The sequence below is a fragment of the Streptomyces coffeae genome (assembly GCF_016741875.1).
GTDB lineage: Bacteria > Actinomycetota > Actinomycetes > Streptomycetales > Streptomycetaceae > Streptomyces > Streptomyces coffeae.
Genome location: NZ_JAERRF010000012.1, coordinates 206,943 through 229,793, shown reverse-complemented (window position 1 = coordinate 229,793; position 22,851 = coordinate 206,943). Strand labels below are relative to the sequence as shown.

Here is a 22,851-nt window from a genome sequence, read left to right as displayed (position 1 = left end):
CAACCCGCCAGTCCCGGGCCTCGGTCAGCAGCCGCACCTCGCCGGACTCCCAGTCCACATGCGGCGACGGCTCATCGACATGCAGGGTCGGCGGCAGCACACCATGCCGCATCGCCATCACCATCTTGATCACACCCGCCACACCCGCCGCGGCAGACGTATGACCGATATTCGACTTGATCGAGCCCAACCACAGCGGATCCCCGTCCCGCTCCCGGCCGTACGTGGCCAGCAGCGCCTGCGCCTCGATCGGGTCGCCCAGCTTCGTACCCGTCCCGTGGCCCTCGACGGCGTCCACCTCGAACGGTCGCAGCCCGGCGTTCTCCAGGGCGCGCCGGATGACCCGCTCCTGGGAGGGGCCGTTCGGCGCGGTCAGACCATTGCTGGCGCCGTCCTGATTCACCGCGCTGCCCCGGATCACACCCAGGATCGCCCGCCCGTTCCGCTGGGCATCCGACAGGCGCTCCAGCACCACCACACCGACACCGTCGGAGAACCCGGTCCCGTCGGCCGACGCCGAGTACGCCTTGCAGCGTCCGTCCGGCGACACCGCGCGCTGGCGGCTGAACTCGGTCAGGAGGTACGGGCCGGCCAGCAGGGTCACACCGCCCACCAGCGCCAGCGAGCATTCACCGGCTCGCAGCGCCTGCCCCGCCAGGTGCAGGGCGACGGCGGAGGAGGAGCAGGCGGTGTCCACGGACACCGCCGGACCCTCCAGGCCCAGTGTGTACGCGATCCGGCCGGACACCACGCTCGTCGTGGTCCCGGTCAGGCGGTAGCCCTCCAACTCGCCGGAGGACATGCCACCGTAGTCGGTGGTCACCACGCCCGCGAACACACCGGTGTCACTGCCCCGCAGCGTCGTCGGGTCGATACTCGCGCGCTCGAACGCCTCCCACGACGCCTCCAGCAGCAGCCGCTGCTGCGGGTCCATCGCGGTGGCCTCGCGCGGGCTGATGCCGAAGAACTCCGCGTCGAACTCCCCGATGCGCTCGAGGAAGGCACCGCCACTGGTGTTGATTTTCCCGATCTGGTCCGGGTCGGGGTCGTAGATGGCCGGGTCCCAGCCGCGGTCGGTGGGCAGCCCGCCCACCGCGTCACGGCCCTGGGACACCAGCTCCCACAGCTCCTCCGGCGAGCTCACCCCGCCGGGGTAGCGGCAGCTCATGCCGACGATGGCCAGTGGCTCGTCCAGCGTGACCCGCTTCGTCCGGGTGACGGGCTTCGGCGCTGCCTCCACACCGCCGAACTCGGACAGCAGCAGCCGCGCGACGGCGGTCGGGGTGGGGTGGTCGAAGATCAGCGTGGCGGGCAGACGTACACCGGTGGCCTGGGTGAGCCGGTTGCGCAGCTCCACCGCGCTCAGCGAGTCGAACCCGAGCTCCTTGAAGGCGCGGTCGGTGTCGATCGCTGTGGCGGAGGCGTGGCCGAGGACGGCCGCCACCTGCTCCCGCACCACGTCCAGGACGATCCGCTCCCGGTCGGCCTCCGCGACGCCCGCGAGGCGCTGAGCGAGCGAACCGCCGCTTTCGGCGCGCCGGGCGGGCACGGGTGCCATACCGCGCAGCAGCGCGGGCAGCAGACCGGCCCGAGCCTGGGCCCGCAGCGCGGCCGGATCGAGCTGGACGGGCGCCAGGATCGCCACGCCGGTGCCGAGGGCCAGGTCGAACAGCTCGAGTCCGCGCTCCAGGGCCAGCGCGCCCACACCGGTGCGCTCCAGACGGGTCAGGTCGGCCTCGCTGAGCTCGCCCGACATTCCGCCCGCGTCACCCCACAGGCCCCAGGCCAGTGAGGTGGCGGGCAGCCCCGAGGCATGGCGCGACGCGGCGAGCGCGTCCAGCGCGGCGTTGGCCGCCGCGTAGTTGCCCTGACCGGGGCTGCCGATGAGCGCGGACACCGACGAGAACAGTACGAAGGCCGACAGATCCGTCCCGGCGGTCAGTTCGTGCAGATGCCACGCTGCGTCCACCTTCGGCCGCATCACCCGCTCGATGTGCTCCGGCGACAGCGCCTCGATCACACCGTCGTCAAGTACACCGGCCGCATGCACCACAGCCGTCAGCGGACGCTCCGGAGAACCGAGCGCCGCCGCGAGCTGGTCCCGGTCGGACACATCACACGCGGCGACCCGGACTCGACAGCCCAGGCCCTCCAGCTCCGTGACCAACTCGGCGGCGCCATCGGCCTTCAGACCGCGACGGCTGAGCAGCAGCAGATGACGGACGCCATGCGTGGTCGCGAGGTGACGGGCGAACACCGCGCCCAGACCAGCCGTACCACCGGTGACCAGGACGGTTCCGTCCGGGTCGAGGGCGGGCGGCTGACCGACCGCCGCGTCGGGACGCGCGAGCCGCGGCGCCAGCAACCGGCCGTCGCGCACCGCCCATTGGGGCTCGTCCGTGCTGAGCAGGGCGTCCCAGTCGGGCTCGGCACCGTCCACGTCGACCAGTACGAACCGGCCCGGGTGCTCGGACTGCGCACTGCGCAGCAGACCCCATACCGCCGCCTGGGCGGCGTCGGGAGCCTCACCGTCGACGGCGACCGCATGACGGGTCACCACCACCAGCCTTGCCTCACCCAGCCACTCACTGGCCAGCCATCGCTGGGCCAGAAGGAGTGCCCCGCCGACGGTGGCGCGCGCCGCGTCGGGGGTGTCCTCGCCGGTGGCGGACACGGTGGCGAGCACCGCCCGCGGCGCCGTAGCGCCCTCGGCGAGCGCACGCTCCAAAGCGTCCAGGTCCGGGTAGGTCTCCCCCGCGCCGATCCGGATGTGGTCCTGTGTCCCGTCGATCGGGCCGGTCTCGATCCGCATCCAGTCCACCGTGTACAGCGACTGCCGCGCGTCGCCGCGAGTGCTGTCGATGCGTTCCTGCTCCACGGGACGGACGACGAGGGAGCGTACGGACACCACCGGGGCTCCGTCCTCGTCCACCGCGTCCAGCCGCAGCGAGGTGCCACCGGTCATCGTGGAGCGAACCCGCAGCCGTGAGGCATCGGGACGATGGAGCCGTACACCGCTCCAGCTGAACGGCATGAGGTGCGCGGCGGCGTCGTTTCCGGTCAGCAGGATGACGCCGCTCTGCAACGCGGAGTCGAAGAGCGCGGGGTGGATGCCGAAGCCCTCGTGGCCCTCGGGCAGGGTCACCTCGGCGTAGGTCTCGTCGCCGTCGCGCCAGACGGCCTCGACGCCGTGGAACAGCGGGCCGTAGTCGTATCCGAGGTCGGCGAGACGGCCGTAGAGCTCGTCGACGGGCATGGGTTCGGCGTCCTGCGGCGGCCATTGCTCCGGCCAGGCCCCGGCAGGCGCACTGTCGGTGCCGAGGGTGCCGCGGGCGTGGCACGTGGTCTCGGTCTCCGCGGTACCGGTGCCGTTCTCCGGCCGTGAGTAGATGGCCACATCGCGACGGCCGTCCGGGCCCGACGCCCCGACGGTGATGTGCAGTTGCCGGGTGACGTCGGGCTGGATGACCAGGGGCGATTCCAGCACCAGCTCGTCGAGGACCGGGGTTCCGGTGTGACGTCCGGCGGTGAGGGCCAGCTCGACCAGCCCGGTACCGGGCACGACCATGGTGCCGAGCAGCAGATGCTCCGCGGCCCAGGGCTGGGTCTCAGTGGAGATGCGGCCCGTGAGAACCCATTCGTCGTGGTCGCCGACCTGCACGGCCGCGGCCAGGACGGGGTGCTCGACGCCGACGAGTCCGGCGGCCGAGACATCGCCCGGAGCGGTGCCCGGGGTCAGCCAGTACCGCTCACGCTGGAAGGCGTACGTGGGCAGATCCACGCGCTGGGCACCGGTGTTGGCGTAGAAGGCGTTCCAGTCCACGTCCACGCCCGCGGTGTGAGCGCGGCCGAGGAAGCCGACGAAGGTCGCGCTCTCGCCGTGTTTGGCCCGCAGAGCGGGGATGAACGCGGCCTCGGTGTCATCCTCCACGCACTGCCGCGCCATCGCCGTCAGGACGGCATCGGGGCCCAGCTCCAGGAACCGCCGCACACCCAGATCCCACAGCGTCCGCACACCATCGGCGAACCGGACCGCCCGACGGACATGACGCACCCAGTAGTCCGCGTCAAACGCCGACACCAGCTCACCGGACACATTGGAGACGACCGGGATCCGGGGCTCCGAATACTCCAACCGCTCCGCGACACCGCGGAACTCCTCGAGCATCGGCTCCATCCGCGGGGAGTGGAACGCATGCGACACCCGAAGCCGGGACGTCTTCCGCCCCTCCCACCACGGCAGCCACTCCTCCACGACGTCCTCATCACCGGACACCACCACCGCCAGCGGCCCGTTGACCGCGGCAATCTCCAACCGGCCCTCGAACCCGGCCAGCGACTCGGCCACCTCATCCTCAGCAGCCTGAACGGCCACCATCGCACCACCGGTGGGCAGCGCACCCATCAACCGGCCCCGCGCCACCATCAGTTCGGCCGCATCCGCCAACGACAGCACACCCGCCACATGCGCGGCAGCGATCTCACCAACCGAATGCCCGATCAGGTAATCCGGGCGCGCACCCAACGACTCCGCCAACCGGAACAGCGCCACCTCAACCGCAAACAACACCACCTGCGTGAACTCCGTCGCGTTCAGCACATCACCGTCAGCGGCCAGCAACTCCCGCACCGAACGACCAAGCCGCGGATCCAACTCCGCACACACCTCGGTCAACGCCTGATCGAACACCGGGAACGCCCCGGCCAGCTCCAGCCCCATCCCCGAACGCTGCGAACCCTGCCCCGTGAACAGAAACGCCGACTTACCCCCGACAGCGGCCTCACCCGTCGTCACCCCGGTCAGCCGCGCCAGCAGCTCCTCCCGGCCCCCGGCCACCACCACCGCCCGGCGGTCCAGCAACGCGCGCGAGGTCACCAGGGAGTACGCCGTGTCCACCACAGGCACCTCAGGCCGCGACATCAGGTGCGAACGCAACCGCTCCACCTGCGCCCGCAACGCCTCGTCCGTCCGCGCGGACACCACCACCGGCACCGCACCGGCAAGCCGCACGGGCTCGACCGGCGTCACTTCCTCGGACGGCTCCTCGGCCGGAGCCTCCTCGAGGATCAGATGCGCGTTGGTGCCACTCACACCGAACGACGACACACCCGCACGACGTGGACGACCCTCAACCCGCCAGTCCCGGGCCTCGGTCAGCAACTCGACGCGACCCGACTCCCAGTCCACGTGCGGCGACGGCTCATCGACATGCAGGGTCGGCGGCAGCACACCATGCCGCATCGCCATCACCATCTTGATCACACCCGCCACACCCGCCGCGGCAGACGTATGACCGATGTTCGACTTGATCGAGCCCAGCCACAGCGGATCCCCGTCCCGCTCCCGGCCATAGGTGGCCAGCAGGGCATGGGCCTCGATCGGGTCCCCGAGCTTGGTGCCCGTCCCGTGGCCTTCCACCGCGTCGATCTCGACCGGGCTCAACCCGGCGCTGGCCAGGGCCTGGCGGATGACCCGCTCCTGGGACGGGCCGTTCGGCGCGGTCAGACCGTTGCTGGCGCCGTCCTGGTTCACCGCGCTGCCCCGGATCAGACCGAGGATCGTCCGCCCGTTGCGCTGGGCGTCCGACAGCCGCTCCAGCACCACCAGACCGACACCGTCGGAGAATCCGGTCCCGTCCGCGGACGCCGAGTACGCCTTGCACCGCCCGTCGCGGGCCAGTCCGCGCTGCCGACTGAACTCCACGAACAGGAAGGGCCCGGCCAGCACGGTGACACCACCGGCAAGCGCGAGCGAGCACTCCCCCGCCCGCAGGGCCTGCGCGGCCAGATGCAGGGCCACGAGGGAGGCGGAGCATGCGGTGTCGATCGAGACCGCCGGTCCCTCGAGACCGAGGCTGTAGGCGACGCGGCCGGACATCACGCTGCTCTGGGTGCCGGTCACCCGGAACCCCTCCAGCTCGGGCAGCGTCGACGGGCCGTAGTCGGAGGAGACGGTGCCCGCGAACACACCGGTGTCACTGCCCCGCAGGGTCGTCGGGTCGATGCCCGCGTCCTCCAGGGCCTCCCACGCCGTCTCCAGCGTCAAGCGCTGGGTCGGGTCCATGGCCAGCGCCTCACGCGGGCTGATCCCGAAGAAGTCGGCGTCGAAGGTGGGAACGGTGTCGACGAACCCGCCTTCCGTCGCGTAGGCGCTGCCCGGCCGCTCCGGGTCGGGGGCGTAGAGCCGCTCCAGGTCCCAGCCACGGTCGGTCGGGAACGGGCCCATGGCGTCCCGCCCGGACGCCACCAGCTCCCACAGTTCCTCCGGCGAAGTCACCCCGCCGGGGAAGCGGCAGCTCATGCCGACGATCGCGATCGGCTCGACGTCACGCTGCTCCAGCTCGCGCACCTTGCGGTTGGCGGTGCGCAGTTCGGAGGTCACCCGGCGCAGGTAGCTGCGGAGTTTCTGCTCTTCGCCCATCGATCCGCTCGATCCGCTCAGGCCGTTGTCTGTCTTCCCGGTCATGCGGATCCGAGCTCCTTGTCGATCAGGTCGAACATCTCGCTGTCGGAGACGAAGTCGAGGTCGTCTTCGGGGGTGTTGTCAGTGGTGTCGTGGCCGCCGCCCGTCGTGCTCAGCAGGATCTTCAGCCGGTTGCTGAGCGAGCGCAGCCGCGGCTCGGCACCGGCCAGTTGCTGCTCCTGCTCGGACAGGGTGATCAGGAGTGTTTCGAGCCGCTGGAGCTCTTCGTCGAGCGGCGAGGAGCGCTGTGCGCTGGTGGCTCCGCCGACCTCGGCGAGGATCAGCCGGGCGACCTCGACCGGGGTGGGGTGGTCGAAGACCAGCGTCGCGGGCAGGCGGATACCGGTCACCTGGCTGAGACGGTTGCGCACCTCGACCGCGGCGAGGGAGTCGAAGCCGAGCTCCTTGAAGCTGCGTTCGGGGTCGATGGCGGCGGCCGAGGCATGGCCGAGCACGGACGCGACCTGGGTACCCACCAGGTCCAGCACGACCTGCTCGCGGTCGGCCTCGGGCACTCCGGCGAGCCGCCGCTCGAGCGACCGGGCGTTGTCGGCACGGCGCGCGGGGGCTCGCACCAGACCGCGGAGCAGGGCGGGCAGCATGCCGGACCGGGCCTGGGTGCGCAGCGCGGCCGGGTCCAGTCGCACCGGGGCCAGCAGGGCCGCCTCGGAGCCGAGGGCCTGGTCGAACAGTTCCAGGCCGAGGTCCTCGGAGATCGCGCCGATGCCGGTGCGCTCCATGCGGGCGAGGTCGGCTTCGTCCAGCTCACCGGTCATCCCGGTGGAGTCGGACCACAGGCCCCAGGCCAGGGAGAGGGTGGGCAGACCGGCCGCCCGGCGCAGCGCGGCGAGCGCGTCGACGGCGGCGTTGGCGGCGGCGTAGTTGGCCTGGCCCGGGTTGCCGAGCAGTCCGGCGGCGGAGGAGAACAGCACGAACGCCGACAGGTCCATCCGCGAGGTGAGCTCGTGCAGATGCCATGCGGCATCGAGCTTGGGCCGCATGACGTGCCGCATCTGCTCGGGCGTCAGCGACTCGATGACGCCGTCGGCCAGCACACCGGCTGTGTGGATCACAGCGGTGAGCGGGCGGTCGAGCGAGTCGAGGAGACCGGCGACCTGTTCGCGGTCGGCCACATCGCAGGCGGCCACGTGTGCCTGCGCGCCGAGCGCTTCCAGCTCGCTGACGAGCTCGGCGGCGCCCTCGGCGGCCGGGCCACGCCTGCTGACCAGCAGCAGATGGCGTACGCCGTGGCGGGTGACCAGGTGTTTGGCGAACAGGGCGCCCAGGCCACCGGTGCCACCGGTGATCAGCACGGTGCGCTCGGGGTCCAGGGGGGCCGGAACGGTGAGTACGACCTTGCCGACGTTGCGGCCCTCGCGCAGGAAGCGGAACGCCTCCTGGCCCCGGCGCACATCCCAGGCGCGGATCGGCGAGGAGGACAGCATGCCGCGTTCGAACAGGTCGGCGATGGCAACCAGCATCTCCTGGATGCGCTCCGGCCCCGCCTCCATCAGGTCGTAGGAGCGGTAGCGCACACCGGCCCACCCCTGTGCGATGGCCTCGGGGTCGCGGATGTCGGTCTTGCCCATCTCGATGAAGCGACCGCCGCGCGGCAGCAGTTCCAGTGTGGCGTCGACGAACTCGCCCGCCAGGGAGTTCAGGACGACGTCCACGCCCGCGCCACCGGTGGCCTCGTGGAGGGTGTCCCGGAAGCCCAGGTCGCGGGAGTTGGCGATGCGCTCCGCGGGCACGCCCAGGGCACGTACGGCGTCCCACTTGGCCGGGCTCGCCGTGGCGAACACCTCGGCGCCGAAGTGGTGGGCGAGTTGTACGGCGGCCATGCCGACGCCACCGGCGGCGGCGTGCACCAGCAGCTTCTCGCCCGCTTGCAGATCGGCCAGGTCGACCAGACCGTAGTACGCGGTCAGGTAGACGACGGGGATCGCGGCCGCCTCGGCGAAGGTGAGATGTTCCGGCATGGGCGCGACGGTCTTCCGGTCGGCGACGGCGACGGGGCCGAAGGCGTCCATCACCAGTCCGAACACCCGGTCGCCGGGCTTGAGGTCGGTCACGCCGGAGCCGACCTCGAGCACCACGCCCGCCGCCTCGCTGCCCAGGGGCGCTTCACCCGGGTACATGCCGAGTGCGATGAGCACGTCGCGGAAGTTCAGGCCGGCGGCCCGGATGGCGACGCGGACCTCGCCGACACCCAGCGCGCGGGTGCCGTCGGAGGGCAGGATGGTGAGGTTCTCCAGGGAGCCCTTCTCCGTGCTGCCCAGCCGCCACGCCTCACCGGACGGCCCGGCCACCGGCCGTCCCAGCCGGGGGGCCAGCAGCGGGCCGCCGCGCACGGCCAACTGCGGCTCGTCCAGACCGGCCAGGGAGCTCCAGTCCGGCTGGGTGCCACCGTCGGTGTCGACCAGGACAAAGCGGCCGGGGTGTTCGGTCTGCGCGCTGCGCAGCAGACCCCAGGCCGGTGCCTGGGCCAGGTCCACGGACTCCGCGCCGACGGCGACCGCCTGCCGGGTCACCGCCACGAGGGTGGCCTCGCCCAGCCATTCGCTGGCCAGCCATCGCTGGGCCAGGGCGAGGGTGCGCTCGGCGACCTCGTTGGCGGCGTGGGCGGGGTCGTCCGCGGCCGGGGTCGCGATCTCGGCGAGCACCAGGTCGGCACCGGCGGCGCCGTCGGCGAGCGCGGCTTCCAGGGCGGGCAGATCGGCGTAGCGCTCACCCGGCGCGTCGAGATCGCCGAGGACCACCACACGGGCCTGCGAGGACGTGCCGGTGATCGGCGTCCAGTCCAGCTGGAACAGCGCGTTCTGCTCGCCCCGGGCGCGGGTCAACTGCGCCGGGTCCACCGGGCGTACGGCGAGGCTGTCGACGGAGACGACCATCTCGCCGTTCTCGTCGGCGACATCGACGCGGAAGGCGGACTCACCCGTGGCGCCGATGCGCACCCGAACCCGGGAGGTGGCGGGGCGGCCGCAGCGCACTCCGGACCAGGAGAACGGCAGGTCCGGAGCGGATCCGGGGTCCTTGTCCAGCATGCCGGCGTGCAGTGCGGAGTCGAACAGCGCCGGGTGGATGGCGAATCCGTCGACGGCGGTGTCCTCCGGCAGGGCCACCTCGGCGTACACCTCGGTGCCGCCGCGCCACACCGCCTGTACGCCCTGGAACAGCGGGCCGTAGTCGAGCCCGACGTCGGCCAGCCGCTCGTACAGGGCGTCGGCGGAGGACTCGACGGCGGCAACCGGCGGCCAGGAGGCGGGGAAGGGCGCCGCGGACCCGTCGGCCTCGGGGGCCAGCCGGCCGCGCGCGTGCCTGACGACCTGCCGCTCGCGGTCCTCACCGGTCCCGGAGGCGGCGGTTTCGGAGAGGGAGTGGAGGGCGACCTCGCGGCGGCCGTCCTCCCCCGGCAGCCCCACGGTGACCCTGATGTGCCGGGCGGAGCCCTCGTCGAGGGTCAGCGGAACCTCGAAGATCAGCTCGTCGAGGAGTTCACAGCCGAGGCGGCGGGCGGCGGCGAGGACGAGTTCGACGAGCGCGGCGCCCGGCACGATCACCGAGCCCAGCACCACATGGTCGCTCACCCACGGCTGCGACTCGGTGGAGAAGCGACCGGTGAACACCCACTCGTCGCGGTCGCCGACCTGCACGGCCGCGCCCAGGACCGGGTGCCGCAGCCGGTCCAGGCCGACCGCCGCGACATCACCGCCCTGCGCCGACGGCGTCAGCCAGTACTTCTCCCGCTGGAAGGCGTAGGTGGGCAGGTCCACCCGCTGTGCTCCGGTGCCCGCGTACACCGCCTCCCAGTCGATGCGCACACCCGCGACATGCGTCTGGCCGAGCGAGAGCAGGAACCGGGGCAGTCCGCCCTCGTCCCGCCGCAGGGAGCCGACCACGGCGACGCGGCCCACCGCGTCCCGCGCCTCGACGGTCTCGTCGACCGCCATCGTCAGCACCGGATGCGGCGACACCTCGACAAAGCAACCCATGCCCTTGTCGATGAGGGCCCGGATGGCGGGCTCGAACCCGACCTGCCCGCGCAGGTTCCGGTACCAGTACGCGGCGTCCATGGTGGCGGTGTCGATGAACCCGCCGGTCACCGTGGAGTAGAAGGGCACTCGTCCGCTCGAGGGCTCGACCGGCGCGAGCGCCTCCAGCAGTTCGGCCTCGATGGCCTCCACCTGGGCCGAGTGCGACGCGTAGTCCACCTTGACCCGGCGCGCCCGCACCCCGTCGCGCTCGCAGGCCGCGAGCACCTCGTCCAGCGCCTGCGGCTCTCCGGCGACGATCACCGCTGCCGGGCCGTTCACCGCCGCCACCGAGATCCGGCCCCGGTACGGGGCGATCAGCTCCTCGGCCCGCTCCACCGGAAGGGCGACGGACATCATGCCGCCGAGCCCGGCGAGGCGGTCACGGACCAACTGGCTGCGCAGCGCCACGATCCGGGCCGCGTCCCGCAGCGACAGACCACCGGCCACATACGCGGCGGCGATCTCGCCCTGGGAGTGGCCGACCACCGCCGACGGCTCCACACCGTAGGAGCGCCACAGCGCCGCCAGGCTCACCATCACCGAGAAAAGGGCGGGCTGCACCACATCGACGCGTTCCAGGGTCGGCGCGCCGGGCGCACCGCGCAGCACATCCTCCAGGCGCCAGTCCACGAACTCCGCCAGCGCCTCACCACACGCGGCGATCTCGGCGGCGAACACCGGAGAGGCTTCGAGCAGTTCGACCGCCATGCCCATCCATTGCGCACCCTGCCCGGGGAACACGAACACCGGCTTCACACCCGCACCGGCGACCTGGCCCTCCGCCACGTTCGCGGCCGGCTCGGCCGAGCTCAGCTCGCTCAGACCGGTCAGCAGGGCGCCCCGGTCCGTGGCCACGACCACGGCGCGGCGCTCGAGATGGGCGCGGGTGCTCGCCTGGGCGAACGCGATGTCCAGGTGGTCCAGCTCCGGACGAGCGATCATGTGCGCCCGCAGCCGGTCGGCCTGCTCACGCAGTGCCGCCTCGCCGCGCGCCGAGAGCGGTACGAGAACCGGCGGCCGGATACCCGTGCCGTGCTCCCCGGTCGGCGCGTGGTCCTCGGCCCGGTCCCCTTCCGGAGCCTCCTCCAGGATCACATGGGCGTTGGTGCCGCTCACGCCGAACGACGAGACGCCCGCGCGCCGGACGCGCTCCCCCGGAGTCCACGGCCGGGCCTCGGTCAGCAGCGCGACCTCGCCCGATGCCCAGTCCACATGCGAGGACGGGGCGTCCACGTGCAGGGTGGGCGGAAGCGTCTGATGACGCATCGCCATCACCATCTTGATCACGCCCGCCACCCCGGCCGCGGCCTGGGTGTGGCCGAAGTTCGACTTGACCGAGCCGAGCCACAGGGGGCCGTTCTCCCGGTTCTGGCCGTAGGTGGCCAGCAGCGCTTCCGCCTCGATCGGGTCACCCAGCGGGGTTCCCGTGCCATGTCCCTCGACGGCGTCCACATCGGACGGGGACAGCCCGGCGGCGGCCAGCGCCTGCCGGATCACCCGCTCCTGGGACGGACCGTTCGGCGCGGTCAGGCCGTTGCTGGCACCGTCCTGGTTGACGGCGCTGCCGCGCACGAGGGCCAGGATCCGCCGTCCGTTGCGCTGGGCGTCGGAGAGCCGCTCCAGAACGAGCAGGCCCATGCCCTCCGCCCAGCCGACACCGTCCGCCGCCTCCGCGTACGCCTTGCAGCGCCCGTCCGGTGACAGGGCGCGCTGGCGGCTGAACTCGATGAAGGCGCTGGGCCGGGCGAGGGTCGTCGCTCCGCCGACCACGGCGAGCGAGCACTCCTTGGCGCGCAGGGACTTGGCCGCCAGGTCGATCGCTACGAGCGAGGAGGAGCACACCGTGTCCACGGTGACCGCGGGGCCCTCGAAGCCGAAGGTGTAGCTGATACGGCCCGATGCCACGCTGGGCGAGGACGCGATGGAGAGGTAGCCCTCGATCTCCGGCCGCCGGTCGCTGAGGCCCGCGACGAATTGGTAGTCGGAGAACATGAGCCCGCAGAAGACGCCGGTGTCGCTCTCCTTGAGCGTCAGTGGGTCGATTCCCGCGTCCTCGAACGCCTCCCAGGCCCCTTCGAGCAGCAGCCGCTGCTGCGGGTCCATGGCCAGTGCCTCACGGGGGCTGATACCGAAGAACTCGGCGTCGAACTCCGCCATGCTGTCGAGGAATCCGCCGTGGCGGGTATAGGCCGTACCGGGGTGGTCCGGGTCCGGGTCATAGAGGTTGTCCAGGTCCCAGCCGCGGTCGTCGGGGAACTCCGAGAACCCCATGCGTCCCTCGGCGACCAGCGACCACAATTCCTCCGGTGAGGTCACCCCTCCGGGAAAGCGGCAGCTGATCCCCACAATGGCCAGGGGCTCGCCCGCCTGGTCGAGCAGCTGCTGGTTCTGCCGCCGCAGACGCTCGGTCTCCTTCAGCGACTTACGCAGGGCTCCGACGATGTCGGGCTTCTCGAGGGCCATGCTTGTTTCCCCCACCTTCGGGCTCTTGCCGGCAACCATGTGGTCGACTCTTTAGATCCCGCGGTGACCCGTCCGGATACAGCCATTCAAGAGGTTTTTCCCGAGAGAGGTTTGAGGGCCGCCGATGCTGTGGCGGACCGGCCCGGAGGCACTTTCGGGCATGGCGAAGCGACCCGGCCGCGCGGGGCTCCGGGATGGCTACCGAAGCCCGCGCGGCGGGTCGCCCGAGCCGTCAGAACCTCACGGCTTCACAGCAAGCGCGTCGTTCAGTGCCTTGTTGATGGAATCCGTCAGGCGGGCGCCGTTGTCGGTGAAGAAGAAGTGGCCGCCCTCATGGGTGTCGAGGGTGAACTCACCGGTGGTGCTCCGCTGCCACTCGGCCGCCTCGGGCTCGTTCACCTTGGGGTCGACCGTGCCGATGTGCACATGAACCGGCACCGAGATCCGCGTCTCCGGCGAGGCGCAATACGTCTCCGCCAGCCGGTAGTCGGCACGCATGGGAGGCAGGACCAAATCGAGGATCTCCTCGTCCTGGAGCAGCTCATGCCCCATGCCGCCGAGCAGCGCCATCTCCTGGAGGAATGCGTCATCGCCCTTGAGGTGCGTTCCCTCGTCCTTGCGCAGCGTCGGCGCCACCCGACCGCAGGCGAAGAGGGCCAATGGCGCATTGCCCTTGGCCTCCAGGCGATGGGTCACCTCAAAGGCCACCAGCGCGCCCATGCTGTTCCCCATCAGGACGACGGGCAGATCGTTCCACTCGCCGATGAGTTCGGCGATCTCGTCGGCCAGCTCCTCGACGGTTTCCCGGAAAGGCTCATGGCGTCGATCCTGCCGACCGGGGTACTGCACCGCATAGACGTCCACATCGCGGAATCCGCGCGCGAACTGGAAGTAGGAGTTCGCTGAACCTCCGGCGTGCGGAAAGAAAATCAATCTGGCCTTGGGATCGTCCGTGGAGCTGAGTTTGCGGATCCAGCGGCCGAATTCTTCAGTGGTACCCATAGGAGACCCTCCCCGTTCATTTCCGCATGACGTCGACTGGCGTTCGGAGGTCAACTGGCGTCATCGACCTTCTGCATGGCGACGCGCTCGTTCTCTTTCTGTGTCTCCTGCGACGGGAAGCGGATGAACAGGGTGCAGGCGATCGCGCCCAGCACCAGGAAGGCGACGGGCAGCAGACCCGTCTCGCTCAGCGCCGTGCTGTAGGGCTCCTTGAACATATCGGGAATGGCGGTGACGCTGCCCTCGACATGGCCCCCGCCCCCGCCGATACCCGGCAGGTGCGCGTCGAGCCGGTCCACGAACAGCGCGCCGACCGCGGCACTGCCGAGTACGGCGCCCACCTGGCGGTTGGTGTTGTAGACGCCGGAGCCCGCACCGGACTGGTGGATGGGGAGGTTGCGGGTGGCGATGGCGCCCAGCGGGCCCCAGACCATGCCGTTGCCGATACCGGTCACGGCGGCCGTGGCCGAGAACATCCACAGGTCCGAGTCCGGCTTCATCAACTCGCTGTACGCGACGATGGTGATGCCGAACAGCACAAAGCCGGTGGTGGTGAAGGTGCGCGGATGCATCGTGTCGGACAGCTTGCCGACGACCGGGGCGCAGGCACCGGTCAGGATCGCCAACGGGGCGAAGATCAGGGCCGACTCCATGGAGGTGAGCCCGCGCACGCCCTGGAGGTAGAAGTAGGTGGGCACGGTCATCGCGGTCACCGCGGCGCCCATGGCCGCGATGCCCACGTTGGCCAGCGCGAAGTTGCGGTCGCGGAACAGACTCAGCATCAGCAGGGGCTCACCCTTGTTGAGCGCCTGTGTCACGACGAACATCGTCAGCACGGCGAGCCCCGCGCCGATCATCAGCCATATGGTCGCCGACCAGTTCCTGTTGTTGCCCTCCTGAAGGCCGAAGACCAGCAGGAACATGCCCCCGCAGGACAGCACGATGCCGATCAGGTCGAACTTGTGGGGCCTGGTCTCGAGCGTGGGCACCATCTTCCAGGCGAGGAGGAAGGCCACGATGCCGATCGGTACGTTGATCAGGAAGATCCACTCCCAGCCGGCGGAGTCCACCAGCAGACCGCCGATGACCGGGCCCACCAGGAGCGCGACTCCGGCGGAACCGCCCCATGCGCCCATCGCGGCACCCCGCTTGTCCGCGGGGAAGATCCGGGTGACCACCGCCATGGTCTGGGGTGTCATCAGCGCGGCCCCGAGTCCCTGCACGGCGCGGGCCGCGATGAGCATGTCGATGCTCCCCGCCACACCGCACCACAGGGAGGCGAGCGTGAACACCACCAGGCCGACGAGATAGACGTTCTTGGGGCCGAAGCGGTCGCCCAGCCGTCCGGTGAAGAGCAACGGCGCGGCGTAGGTGAGCAGATAGGCGCTGGTCACCCAGACCACTTCGGAGACATCGGCCTCGAGCGACTCCATGATGGCGGGGTTGGCGACCGCCACCACGCTCATGTCCAGCAAAATGAGGGAGAATCCGACAAGCAGCGCGCCTAGAACGTGCCACGGATTTCGTTCAACGGTCACGGTTATCTTCCCACCCTCAAGCTGACTGTTCCCTCTCCGGACCACAGATCCGGGCGCACCCGGTCCGGATACATCCGCGGCGGACTTCCCGCACAGATGTGGCAGAGGTCACAGCAGTGCCGGGTGCCCCAGCAGGTCGGCGGAACCCGGGGACCCTCCCGTGTGCCGATCGTCGGGGCACGCCACAATCGGTCCGTGGGAACAGACATCGAGGGCTTCGTGGAGTGCCGCACCTGGGGGCCTGGCCTCGACATCGGAGAAACGGCCTGGTACTCCGCCATCGAGCTGTCGATGCTCGGCATGACCCGGGACTACCCCGCCTTCGCCTGCCTCTTCGGGGTCCGGGCCCTCAGTGGCCATTGGCGGCCGGTCGCGGCCGACCGTGGTATCCCGGCCGATGCCTCGACGGTGACCCGGGCCGGGCACGCGGCGTCGGGGAAGGCGGCGTTCGGTGCCACCTGGATCGGCTGGGACGAGGTCCTCGCCGTCGACTGGGACGAACCAGCGATCCCCCGGGCAACCGATATCGCCCGTTACCGGCGGCATCCGGACGGCACCCTGGAGCTGATGCACCGGGGTGACTGGGGCCGTGGCTTCGCCAGGGCCAGTGGCGTCGACACCCTGTCCGTCGCCCCCGACCGGGTCGGAGAACTGTGGGACGAGGGCACCGAATGGGACGTCGGTACCACCGTCTTCCGCGTCGAACGCGCCCGGCGCCGTGACGCGGTCTCCGCCGACGGCCCGTGGGAACCGGTGTGGACGGTGATGCGGACGCTTGCGAGCGTCCATGGTGACTCCCAGGTCCGCCTGGTGGTCTGGTTCGACGCATGAGCCCCTCGCCCGCAACGGCTACGCGAACGCCTTGCGGGTGTCCTCACCGTGGGTCCACCAGACGCCGAGCCGCTGGCGGGTCAGGAGCCAGCCGTCCCGGCCCCGGCTGAACTCCCATGCGTAGGGGCCTCCCATGGAGTAGGGAGAGGCGGTCCTCCCGGGCTCGGTGACGGCGACGAACCACATGTATCCGATGCCGGTGGCCCGGTCCTCGTTCTCGTCCTCGATGGCGATATGCATGTTCAGGATGTGGTGCTGCATGCTCGGATAGGCCGACTCCGCCCTCTCCACCGTCGCCCGGATCGCCTCCTTCCCGCGGATCGTCTCCCACGGGCCGAATTCGAGCGTCGCGTCGTCGGCCCAGCACGCGATCCAGGTCTCCCAGTCCTTGAGATCCAGCGCCCGCCACCCGCGGATCATCAAGGTGCGCAGCGCTTCCTTGTCCTCCAGAACACGAACTCTCCGCATCAGGCTGTTGTAGTCGGCGGCAGAGGATGACATATCCGTTCCCTTCCTTCCGGGGCTGACGGGCGTTCACCGTTGCGCTCCGGAGTCTGACCGGCGGCGAAAACACGGGCCAGGATGCGCCGTCCCTGGGAGGGGCACACCCAGGCGGACCGCCCTGTGACTACGACTTCAGAACCACCTGCGGGCCGGTCTGTCCCCCCACGGTCGGACACCATTCCACCCCCGTGGGGGTTACCTCCCAACCGCCCCGTGCGAAAAGGTGAATGCGTCCGACACACACTGCCCAGAAGGACACCGCAGGTGCGAAACAGACCCTTAACTCATGTGCTGGCGGCGAGTACCCTCGCCGCCCTGGTGCCGGCCCTCGCGCCGGGCACCGCCTCCGCCGCAGAAAACCCCCTGGAGCAGTACGTCAAGCAGCGGCCGGCGTGGCACCGCTGCCACAGCGAAACTCCGGCCTCCTTCCAGTGCGCCACCATCAAGGTCCCGCTGGACTACAGCCGTCCCGACGGCAAGAAGGTCAGCCTCGCGATATCGCGGATGAAGACCAGCACCGCGGCGGAGCGCCGTGGGGTGCTGCTGCTCAACCCCGGTGGCCCGGGCGGCTCGGGCATTGACATGCCGTTCACGTCGTCCGGTGAGCTGCCCGCGTCCGTGAAGAAGAAGTACGACCTCGTCGGCTTCGACCCCCGGGGTGTCGGCCAGAGCTCCCCCGTCACCTGTGGCCTGACCGCCACGGAGGAGAACTGGCAACGCCCCTACCGGGCCGATAAGTTGGCCAAGGACGTGAAGTGGGCCCGTACCGTCGCCAAGAAGTGCGACACCAAACAGGGCGACAGGCTGAGCCACATCACCACCCGGAACACGGCGCGTGACATGGATGTGATCCGGGCCGTGCTGGGTGAGAAGAAGATCTCCTATCTGGGGTACTCGTACGGCACCTACCTCGGGGCCGTGTATACGCAGTTGTTCCCCCAGCACGCCGACCGATTCGTTCTGGACAGCGCCGTGGACCCGGCACGAATATGGCGCGGCATGATCCAGGTCTGGGCCGAGGGCGCCGAACCCGCCTTCAAGCGGTGGAGCGAGTGGACCGCTCAGCGGCACAGCACGTACAAGCTGGGCAAGACTCCCAAGGCCGTTCGCAAGACCTTCTGGGACCTTGTCGCCCAGGCCGACCGCAAGCCGATCGAGCTCGACGGCCAGAAGCTGACCGGCGATGACATTCGCGCCGGCAGCCGCGCCGGGTTCTTCACCGTGCGCGAAGGCGCGGAGGGCATCGCCAAGCTGAAAAAGGCTGCCGACCGGGCCCCGGCCCGCACCGGTGAGCCCAAGGCGCCCAGCCGTCCCACCCAGCCGACCTTCGGCCGGGCCGCCCCCGACGACAACGGCACCGCCGCCTTCTGGTCCGTGGTGTGCGCCGACACCCGTGAGTGGCCGCGCGACCCCGAGCAGTACCGCAGCGACGCGGTGCGGGACAAGGCGAAGTATCCGCTGTACGGCGACTTCGGCTCCACCATCAAGCCGTGTGCTTTCTGGAAGAAGGAGGGCAGCGAGCCCGCCACCACGTTCAACACCAAGGTCGACACGCTCGTTCTGCAGAACGAGTGGGACTCGCAGACGCCTCTCACCAGCGGTCGCGGTATGCACCGGGCCCTGAAGGGCTCGCGGATGGTCACCGTTGCCGGAGGTGAGGGCCACGGCATCTACGGCTCCAAGTCCTGTGCCGACAAGACGGCCACCAGCTATCTGACCACCGGACGTCTCCCGGCGGAGGACCTGACCTGCCGGACGCCCGCCTCCCAGCGCGAGCGCGGCGCCACGAAGCTGCCCCTTCCCACACCTCCGGGACTCCCGGGTATGGCGGACGGCTTCTGATCCGCTTCTGCATGAGGTGAGTTGACGTGGGGTTCCGGCAAACCGGAGCCCCACGTCGCGTTCCGTCCACGTCACGGAAGCCGCCCCTGGCACACTGACGCGGCAGACGCTACGATCACCGCGATGATGACTCCTTCTCTCCACAGAATGGGGGTCCCGTCCGCGCAAGGTGAGTGCTGATGCTCACTCGAACCGCGAACGGGGATTCCCGACTTTCCTTCTGGCTGCGCGTGCGTCAGTACGCCGTGCCGCCGTCCATGATCGAGACTGCGACCGCTCGCCGTTGTGCCGGGGACTGGGCAGGGGCATGCGCCGCCGCAGGCTTTGATGTCGATCTCAACCTGCGTTCCCTGGCACGCACCCATGGCCGGGAGCTGGCAACCCGCCTCCGGGCAGATCTCCGCCGGCTGGCTCCTGACCTGTTGCGCTGGCATATGCCGAGGATCGCTCCTGACGGGTTGCTGCGCCCAGGAGTGACCATCACCCTGGCTCGGTACGCCGCTCCGGGGCGCACTGGCGAACACCCCGTGCATCTCGTGGCCCGGACTGCTCCGGCCTGGGCGGATGCCGGTCAGCGCATCAGCCTCGCGGTGTGGGACGGCTCCCACCCCGAGGCCGGCGCCTGCCGTCATCCGCATCCGCGCCCCAACCGGCGGTTCCGCCTCGATCTGCACCGCCACCTGTGGGACGCCCGCAGAACCGATGAGCTGCGGATCCGGTCCGGGGCCGAACGGCCGCCCGTCGACGGCAGTCCCGTGGTGGACCCCGACGCACTGGAGATGGTGCCGCGGGGACGCCGCTGTGCCGTTGACCGGTGGGCGGCCGAGGCGGGGATTCTGCTCCACGCCGAGGACCGGTCCACCCGTGCCGTCGGCGTGCGGCTCGGGGGCCGGCATCGGCTGGTCCTGAACCTCGTGCCGCACCGCGAGGGCGTCGGGCCGCCCGCCCTGCGGATCGCCACGGCAACCACGGAGAGCGGAGCCTCCGCGCTGCCCGTCCTGCCCGATGCGGCCACCTGGGTCCTCCCCGATCTGGAACTCCTCCGCACCGGCGCGATCGAGATCGATCAACTGCACCCGCTGGTCGCCTCGGCGCTGGTGCCGGATCGTGTTCCGACCGCTCCGTCCAGCACCCCGGACCGGGCAGGACCACCACACCTCGTGGAGTGCCGAGGAGCACAGCACCGGATCGGCCTGGTCGACGGGGTGTTGGCGGCACTGGACCACGACCCGGCCGAGATCCGCCGGGAGGAACTGCTGGCCGCGCTGAGCGGTACTCCGCTTCCGTGTCTGCGGGCCATCGACGAGGCGCACCGTCGTCCGGACTGCCTCCCCGGCATCCGCGAACGCCTGAACCACGGCGACACCGCCGGTGCGCTGGCCGTCGTCGAGGACCTGCTGGGCCCCAACGCGGTGCTGCGCAACGGCGCTTTGCGGGACGAGCTGGAGACGGCCGCGCGGCGGCGGATCACCTACGGCCTGTTCCGGGCGGGCCTGGCCGGAACAGGCCGGGTGCGGTCGAGTCCGCCACGTCGGCGTGACCGCCGTTCGCACCCGCGCAACGCGACCCTCAGCTGACCCGGGGCCCGCTCCCCCACTTATTCGGATCACTTGGATCACTACGAGCCTTGAGGTGATGACACATGCCCATGAAGACCCCGTTTGCCACGACCGACCACCTCGCCGGCCCGGTCTCCGCCGCCCAACTCGACGTCGCCGGGGAGCTGCTGGACCTGCTGCGCGACTCGGCCACCGAACCGCGCGCCGACACACAGCTGGCGGCCCTGACGCTCGCCGTGGCCGCCGATCTGCCCGTGCTGCTGTGGGGTGAGCCGGGTATCGGCAAGACCGCGGCCCTGACACAGCTCGCCGCGGCCCTGGACCTTTCGCTGACCACCGTGATCGCCAGCGTGCACGAGCCGTCCGACTTCTCGGGGCTGCCCATCATCGGCGACGACCCCGCGGAACACGGTGTCCCGATGGCCCCGCCGGACTGGGCGGTGCGACTGGTACGGGCCGGACGAGGACTGCTGTTCCTGGACGAGCTGTCGACGGCGCCGCCCGCCGTACAAGCCGCCCTGCTCCGCCTCGTACTGGAGCGGCGGATCGGCACCCTGCGACTGCCGCCCGGCGTCCGGATCGTGGCTGCCGCCAATCCGCGGTCCTCCGCGGCCGATGGCTGGGAGCTGAGCCCGCCCCTGGCCAACCGGTTCGTCCATCTTCAGTGGACCCACGACCACGACGTCGTGGTACGCGGCCTGGGCGGGACGTGGCCCCGGGCCACACTGCCCCGGCTCGACCGGGAGAAGTTGCCGGAGGCCGTGGCCTTCGCCCGCCGCGCGGTGTGCGGGCTCCTCACCGCGCGCCCTGGGCTGGTCCACCGGCTGCCCAGCAGTGAAAGCCGCCGGGGCGGCCCCTGGCCGTCCCCCCGGAGCTGGGAGATGACCCTGTGCCTGATCGCCTTCGCGACCGCGGCCGGATCCTCCCGGGACGTACTGTCGCTTCTGGTCCGGGGCACCGTGGGGGACGGTCCGGGGCTGGAACTGCTGGCCTCTCTGGACCGGATGGACCTGCCGGATCCCGAAGTGCTGCTCGCCGACCCGGCCGGTGGTGTCCTGCCCGAGCGGGGGGATCTGCGCCAGGCCGTGCTGGACGCGGTGGTGGACGCGGTCCGCAAGCGCCCGGAGAAGCCCCGCTGGGACGCCGCGTGGACGCTGCTGGTCCGGGCGGTGGAGACCGGAGCTCCGGACCTGGTGGTCGTCCCCGCCACCACGCTCGCCACACTGCGCCGGGAGGAGTGGGAGGTGCCCGCGTCGATCGAACAGCTCGCCGGAGCGGTGACGGTGTCCCGGCGTGCGGACCACGTGGCGACCCGGGCCGCCGTCACCGCGCGGGGCGGCCGATGACCACGGACACACCGGGGACGCTGGACCGCGACAAGCTCTTCGCCGCCCGGCTGCACGCGGCGCGGGTCCGGCCCTACTTGGCGACGGCGCTCTTCGCCCTGCACACCGTGGAATCGCGTCGGGTGCCCACGATGGCTGTCGACCGGCACTGGCGGTGTTACGTCTCTCCCGTGTTCGTGGACCGGACGCCGGTGGAGGAACTGGCCGGGGTTTGGGTGCACGAGGTGTCGCATCTGCTGCGTGATCATCATGGACGCGGTGACCGGGTCGCGCGCGAGCGCGGGCTGACGGGTCCGGCGGAACGGCTGCGGATGAACATCGCCGCGGACTGCGAGATCAACGACGATGTGTACGGCGACGGGTTGGTGCGGCCCGAAGGCGCGGTCGATCCAGGGGCGTTGGCGCTGAGCGACGGGGAGCTCATGGAGGACTACCTGCGCCAGTTCCGGCTCGGACCGCGTACGCAGAGCCTGGCCTGGCTCGACTGCGGCAGTGGTGCCGATGGGCTGGAACGGGAGTGGGACCTGGGACCGGACGGCGCACACGGCCTCAGCACGCAGGAACGGGACGCGGTGCGGTTCCGGGTGGCACAGGGCATCACCGGACGTCCGGGAAACGCCTCGAGGGGGTGGCGGCGCTGGGCCGAGGAGGTGTTCCACCCGCCGCAGCCGTGGCGGGAGCTGCTGGGAGCGGCGGTCCGCTCGGCGACGTCCGGCCCCGGAGCGGGCGAGGACTACCACTACGGACGGCCGTCGCGACGCTCGGCCGGGGTGCCCGGCGCTGTGCTGCCGAGCCTTCGGCGAAGGCCGCCCCGGGTCTGCGTGGTCATCGACACCTCCGGGTCGGTCAGTGACACCGAACTGGGCAGCGCCCTGCTAGAGGTTGCCGCGATCTCCCGTGCCGTGGGCGGCCGTCGCGACCTGGTCACGGTGGTGCCGTGTGACGCGGCGGCCCGGGTGGTGCACCCGCTGTGCCGTGCCGAGGGCATTCCGCTGATGGGTGGTGGGGGGACGGATCTGCGCACGGGCTTCGCCAAGGCGCTCCGGAGCCGGCCCCGACCGGATGCCATCGTGGCCCTGACCGACGGGCAGACGCCCTGGCCGACGAGTCGGCCACCGTGCCGGACGGTGGTGGGTCTGTTCCCTCGACAGCACTCGGCGCGGACGTGGAACGAGGACGACCCCGACTACGTGCCGGACTCACCTCCCGAGTGGGCCCGGGTGGTGGTCATCGGATCGGATTCCGCCGCCCGGTGAGGACCGGGCA

General features: G+C 70.9%; 10 protein-coding genes. 5 read left to right on the top strand and 5 right to left on the bottom strand.

The window, feature by feature from the left end; translation table 11 throughout:
- The 4 genes from JK363_RS22195 to JK363_RS22180 all read right to left on the bottom strand — a co-directional run.
- Positions 1–6,466 (bottom strand): type I polyketide synthase (locus JK363_RS22195; protein ID WP_236075994.1); only part of this gene is annotated, 6,466 nt, incomplete at its 3' end.
- Positions 6,463–12,963, bottom strand: coding sequence for a type I polyketide synthase (locus JK363_RS22190; RefSeq protein ID WP_201876735.1), 6,501 nt, complete (start codon positions 12,961–12,963; stop codon positions 6,463–6,465). The genes JK363_RS22195 and JK363_RS22190, both read right to left, overlap by 4 nt.
- Before the next feature lie 240 nt (positions 12,964–13,203).
- Complete coding sequence (locus JK363_RS22185) at positions 13,204–13,965, bottom strand: thioesterase II family protein (RefSeq protein ID WP_201876734.1); 762 nt, start codon at positions 13,963–13,965, stop codon at positions 13,204–13,206.
- 50 nt (positions 13,966–14,015) lie between these two features.
- Positions 14,016–15,503 carry an MFS transporter gene (locus JK363_RS22180; protein WP_201876733.1) on the bottom strand — a complete coding sequence of 496 codons (1,488 nt, stop codon included), beginning with the start codon at positions 15,501–15,503 and terminating at the stop codon, positions 14,016–14,018.
- 195 nt (positions 15,504–15,698) lie between these two features.
- Between JK363_RS22180 and JK363_RS22175 the strand changes: the two genes are divergently transcribed.
- The gene (locus tag JK363_RS22175; RefSeq protein ID WP_201876732.1) at positions 15,699–16,334 is read left to right on the top strand and encodes a hypothetical protein; all 636 of its coding nucleotides are present in this window, start codon (positions 15,699–15,701) and stop codon (positions 16,332–16,334) included.
- 18 nt (positions 16,335–16,352) lie between these two features.
- On the opposite strand, the gene JK363_RS22170 is transcribed toward JK363_RS22175, so the two are convergent.
- Positions 16,353–16,835: a nuclear transport factor 2 family protein gene (locus JK363_RS22170; protein WP_201876731.1), complete on the bottom strand. Its 483-nt coding sequence runs from the start codon at positions 16,833–16,835 to the stop codon at positions 16,353–16,355.
- Between the two features lie 267 nt (positions 16,836–17,102).
- Between JK363_RS22170 and JK363_RS22165 the strand changes: the two genes are divergently transcribed.
- The 4 genes from JK363_RS22165 to JK363_RS22150 all read left to right on the top strand — a co-directional run bounded on the left by JK363_RS22165 (position 17,103) and on the right by JK363_RS22150 (position 22,841).
- Complete coding sequence (locus JK363_RS22165; RefSeq protein WP_201876730.1) at positions 17,103–18,680, top strand: alpha/beta hydrolase; 1,578 nt, start codon at positions 17,103–17,105, stop codon at positions 18,678–18,680.
- Positions 18,681–18,859: 179 nt separating this feature from the next.
- Positions 18,860–20,257, top strand: a complete 1,398-nt coding sequence (locus JK363_RS22160; protein WP_201876729.1) for a hypothetical protein — start codon at positions 18,860–18,862, stop codon at positions 20,255–20,257.
- A 65-nt stretch (positions 20,258–20,322) separates the two neighbouring features.
- The gene (locus tag JK363_RS22155) at positions 20,323–21,585 is read left to right on the top strand and encodes an AAA family ATPase (RefSeq protein ID WP_201876728.1); all 1,263 of its coding nucleotides are present in this window, start codon (positions 20,323–20,325) and stop codon (positions 21,583–21,585) included.
- Positions 21,582–22,841 (top strand): vWA domain-containing protein, encoded by a 1,260-nt coding sequence (locus tag JK363_RS22150; protein ID WP_201876727.1) that lies wholly within the window; start codon positions 21,582–21,584, stop codon positions 22,839–22,841. Before JK363_RS22155 ends, JK363_RS22150 begins: the two co-directional genes overlap by 4 nt.
- Positions 22,842–22,851: the final 10 nt, after the last annotated feature.

Excerpts from the sequence above, each read along its gene's own strand:
- JK363_RS22190 (WP_201876735.1), bottom strand. The coding sequence starts at position 12,963 with ATGGCCCTCGAGAAGCCCGACATCGTCGGAGCCCTGCGTAAGTCGCTG.
- JK363_RS22185 (WP_201876734.1), bottom strand. The coding sequence starts at position 13,965 with ATGGGTACCACTGAAGAATTCGGCCGCTGGATCCGCAAACTCAGCTCC.
- JK363_RS22170 (WP_201876731.1), bottom strand. The coding sequence starts at position 16,835 with ATGTCATCCTCTGCCGCCGACTACAACAGCCTGATGCGGAGAGTTCGT.
- JK363_RS22160 (WP_201876729.1), top strand. The coding sequence starts at position 18,860 with ATGCTCACTCGAACCGCGAACGGGGATTCCCGACTTTCCTTCTGGCTG.
- JK363_RS22155 (WP_201876728.1), top strand. The coding sequence starts at position 20,323 with ATGCCCATGAAGACCCCGTTTGCCACGACCGACCACCTCGCCGGCCCG.
- JK363_RS22150 (WP_201876727.1), top strand. The coding sequence starts at position 21,582 with ATGACCACGGACACACCGGGGACGCTGGACCGCGACAAGCTCTTCGCC.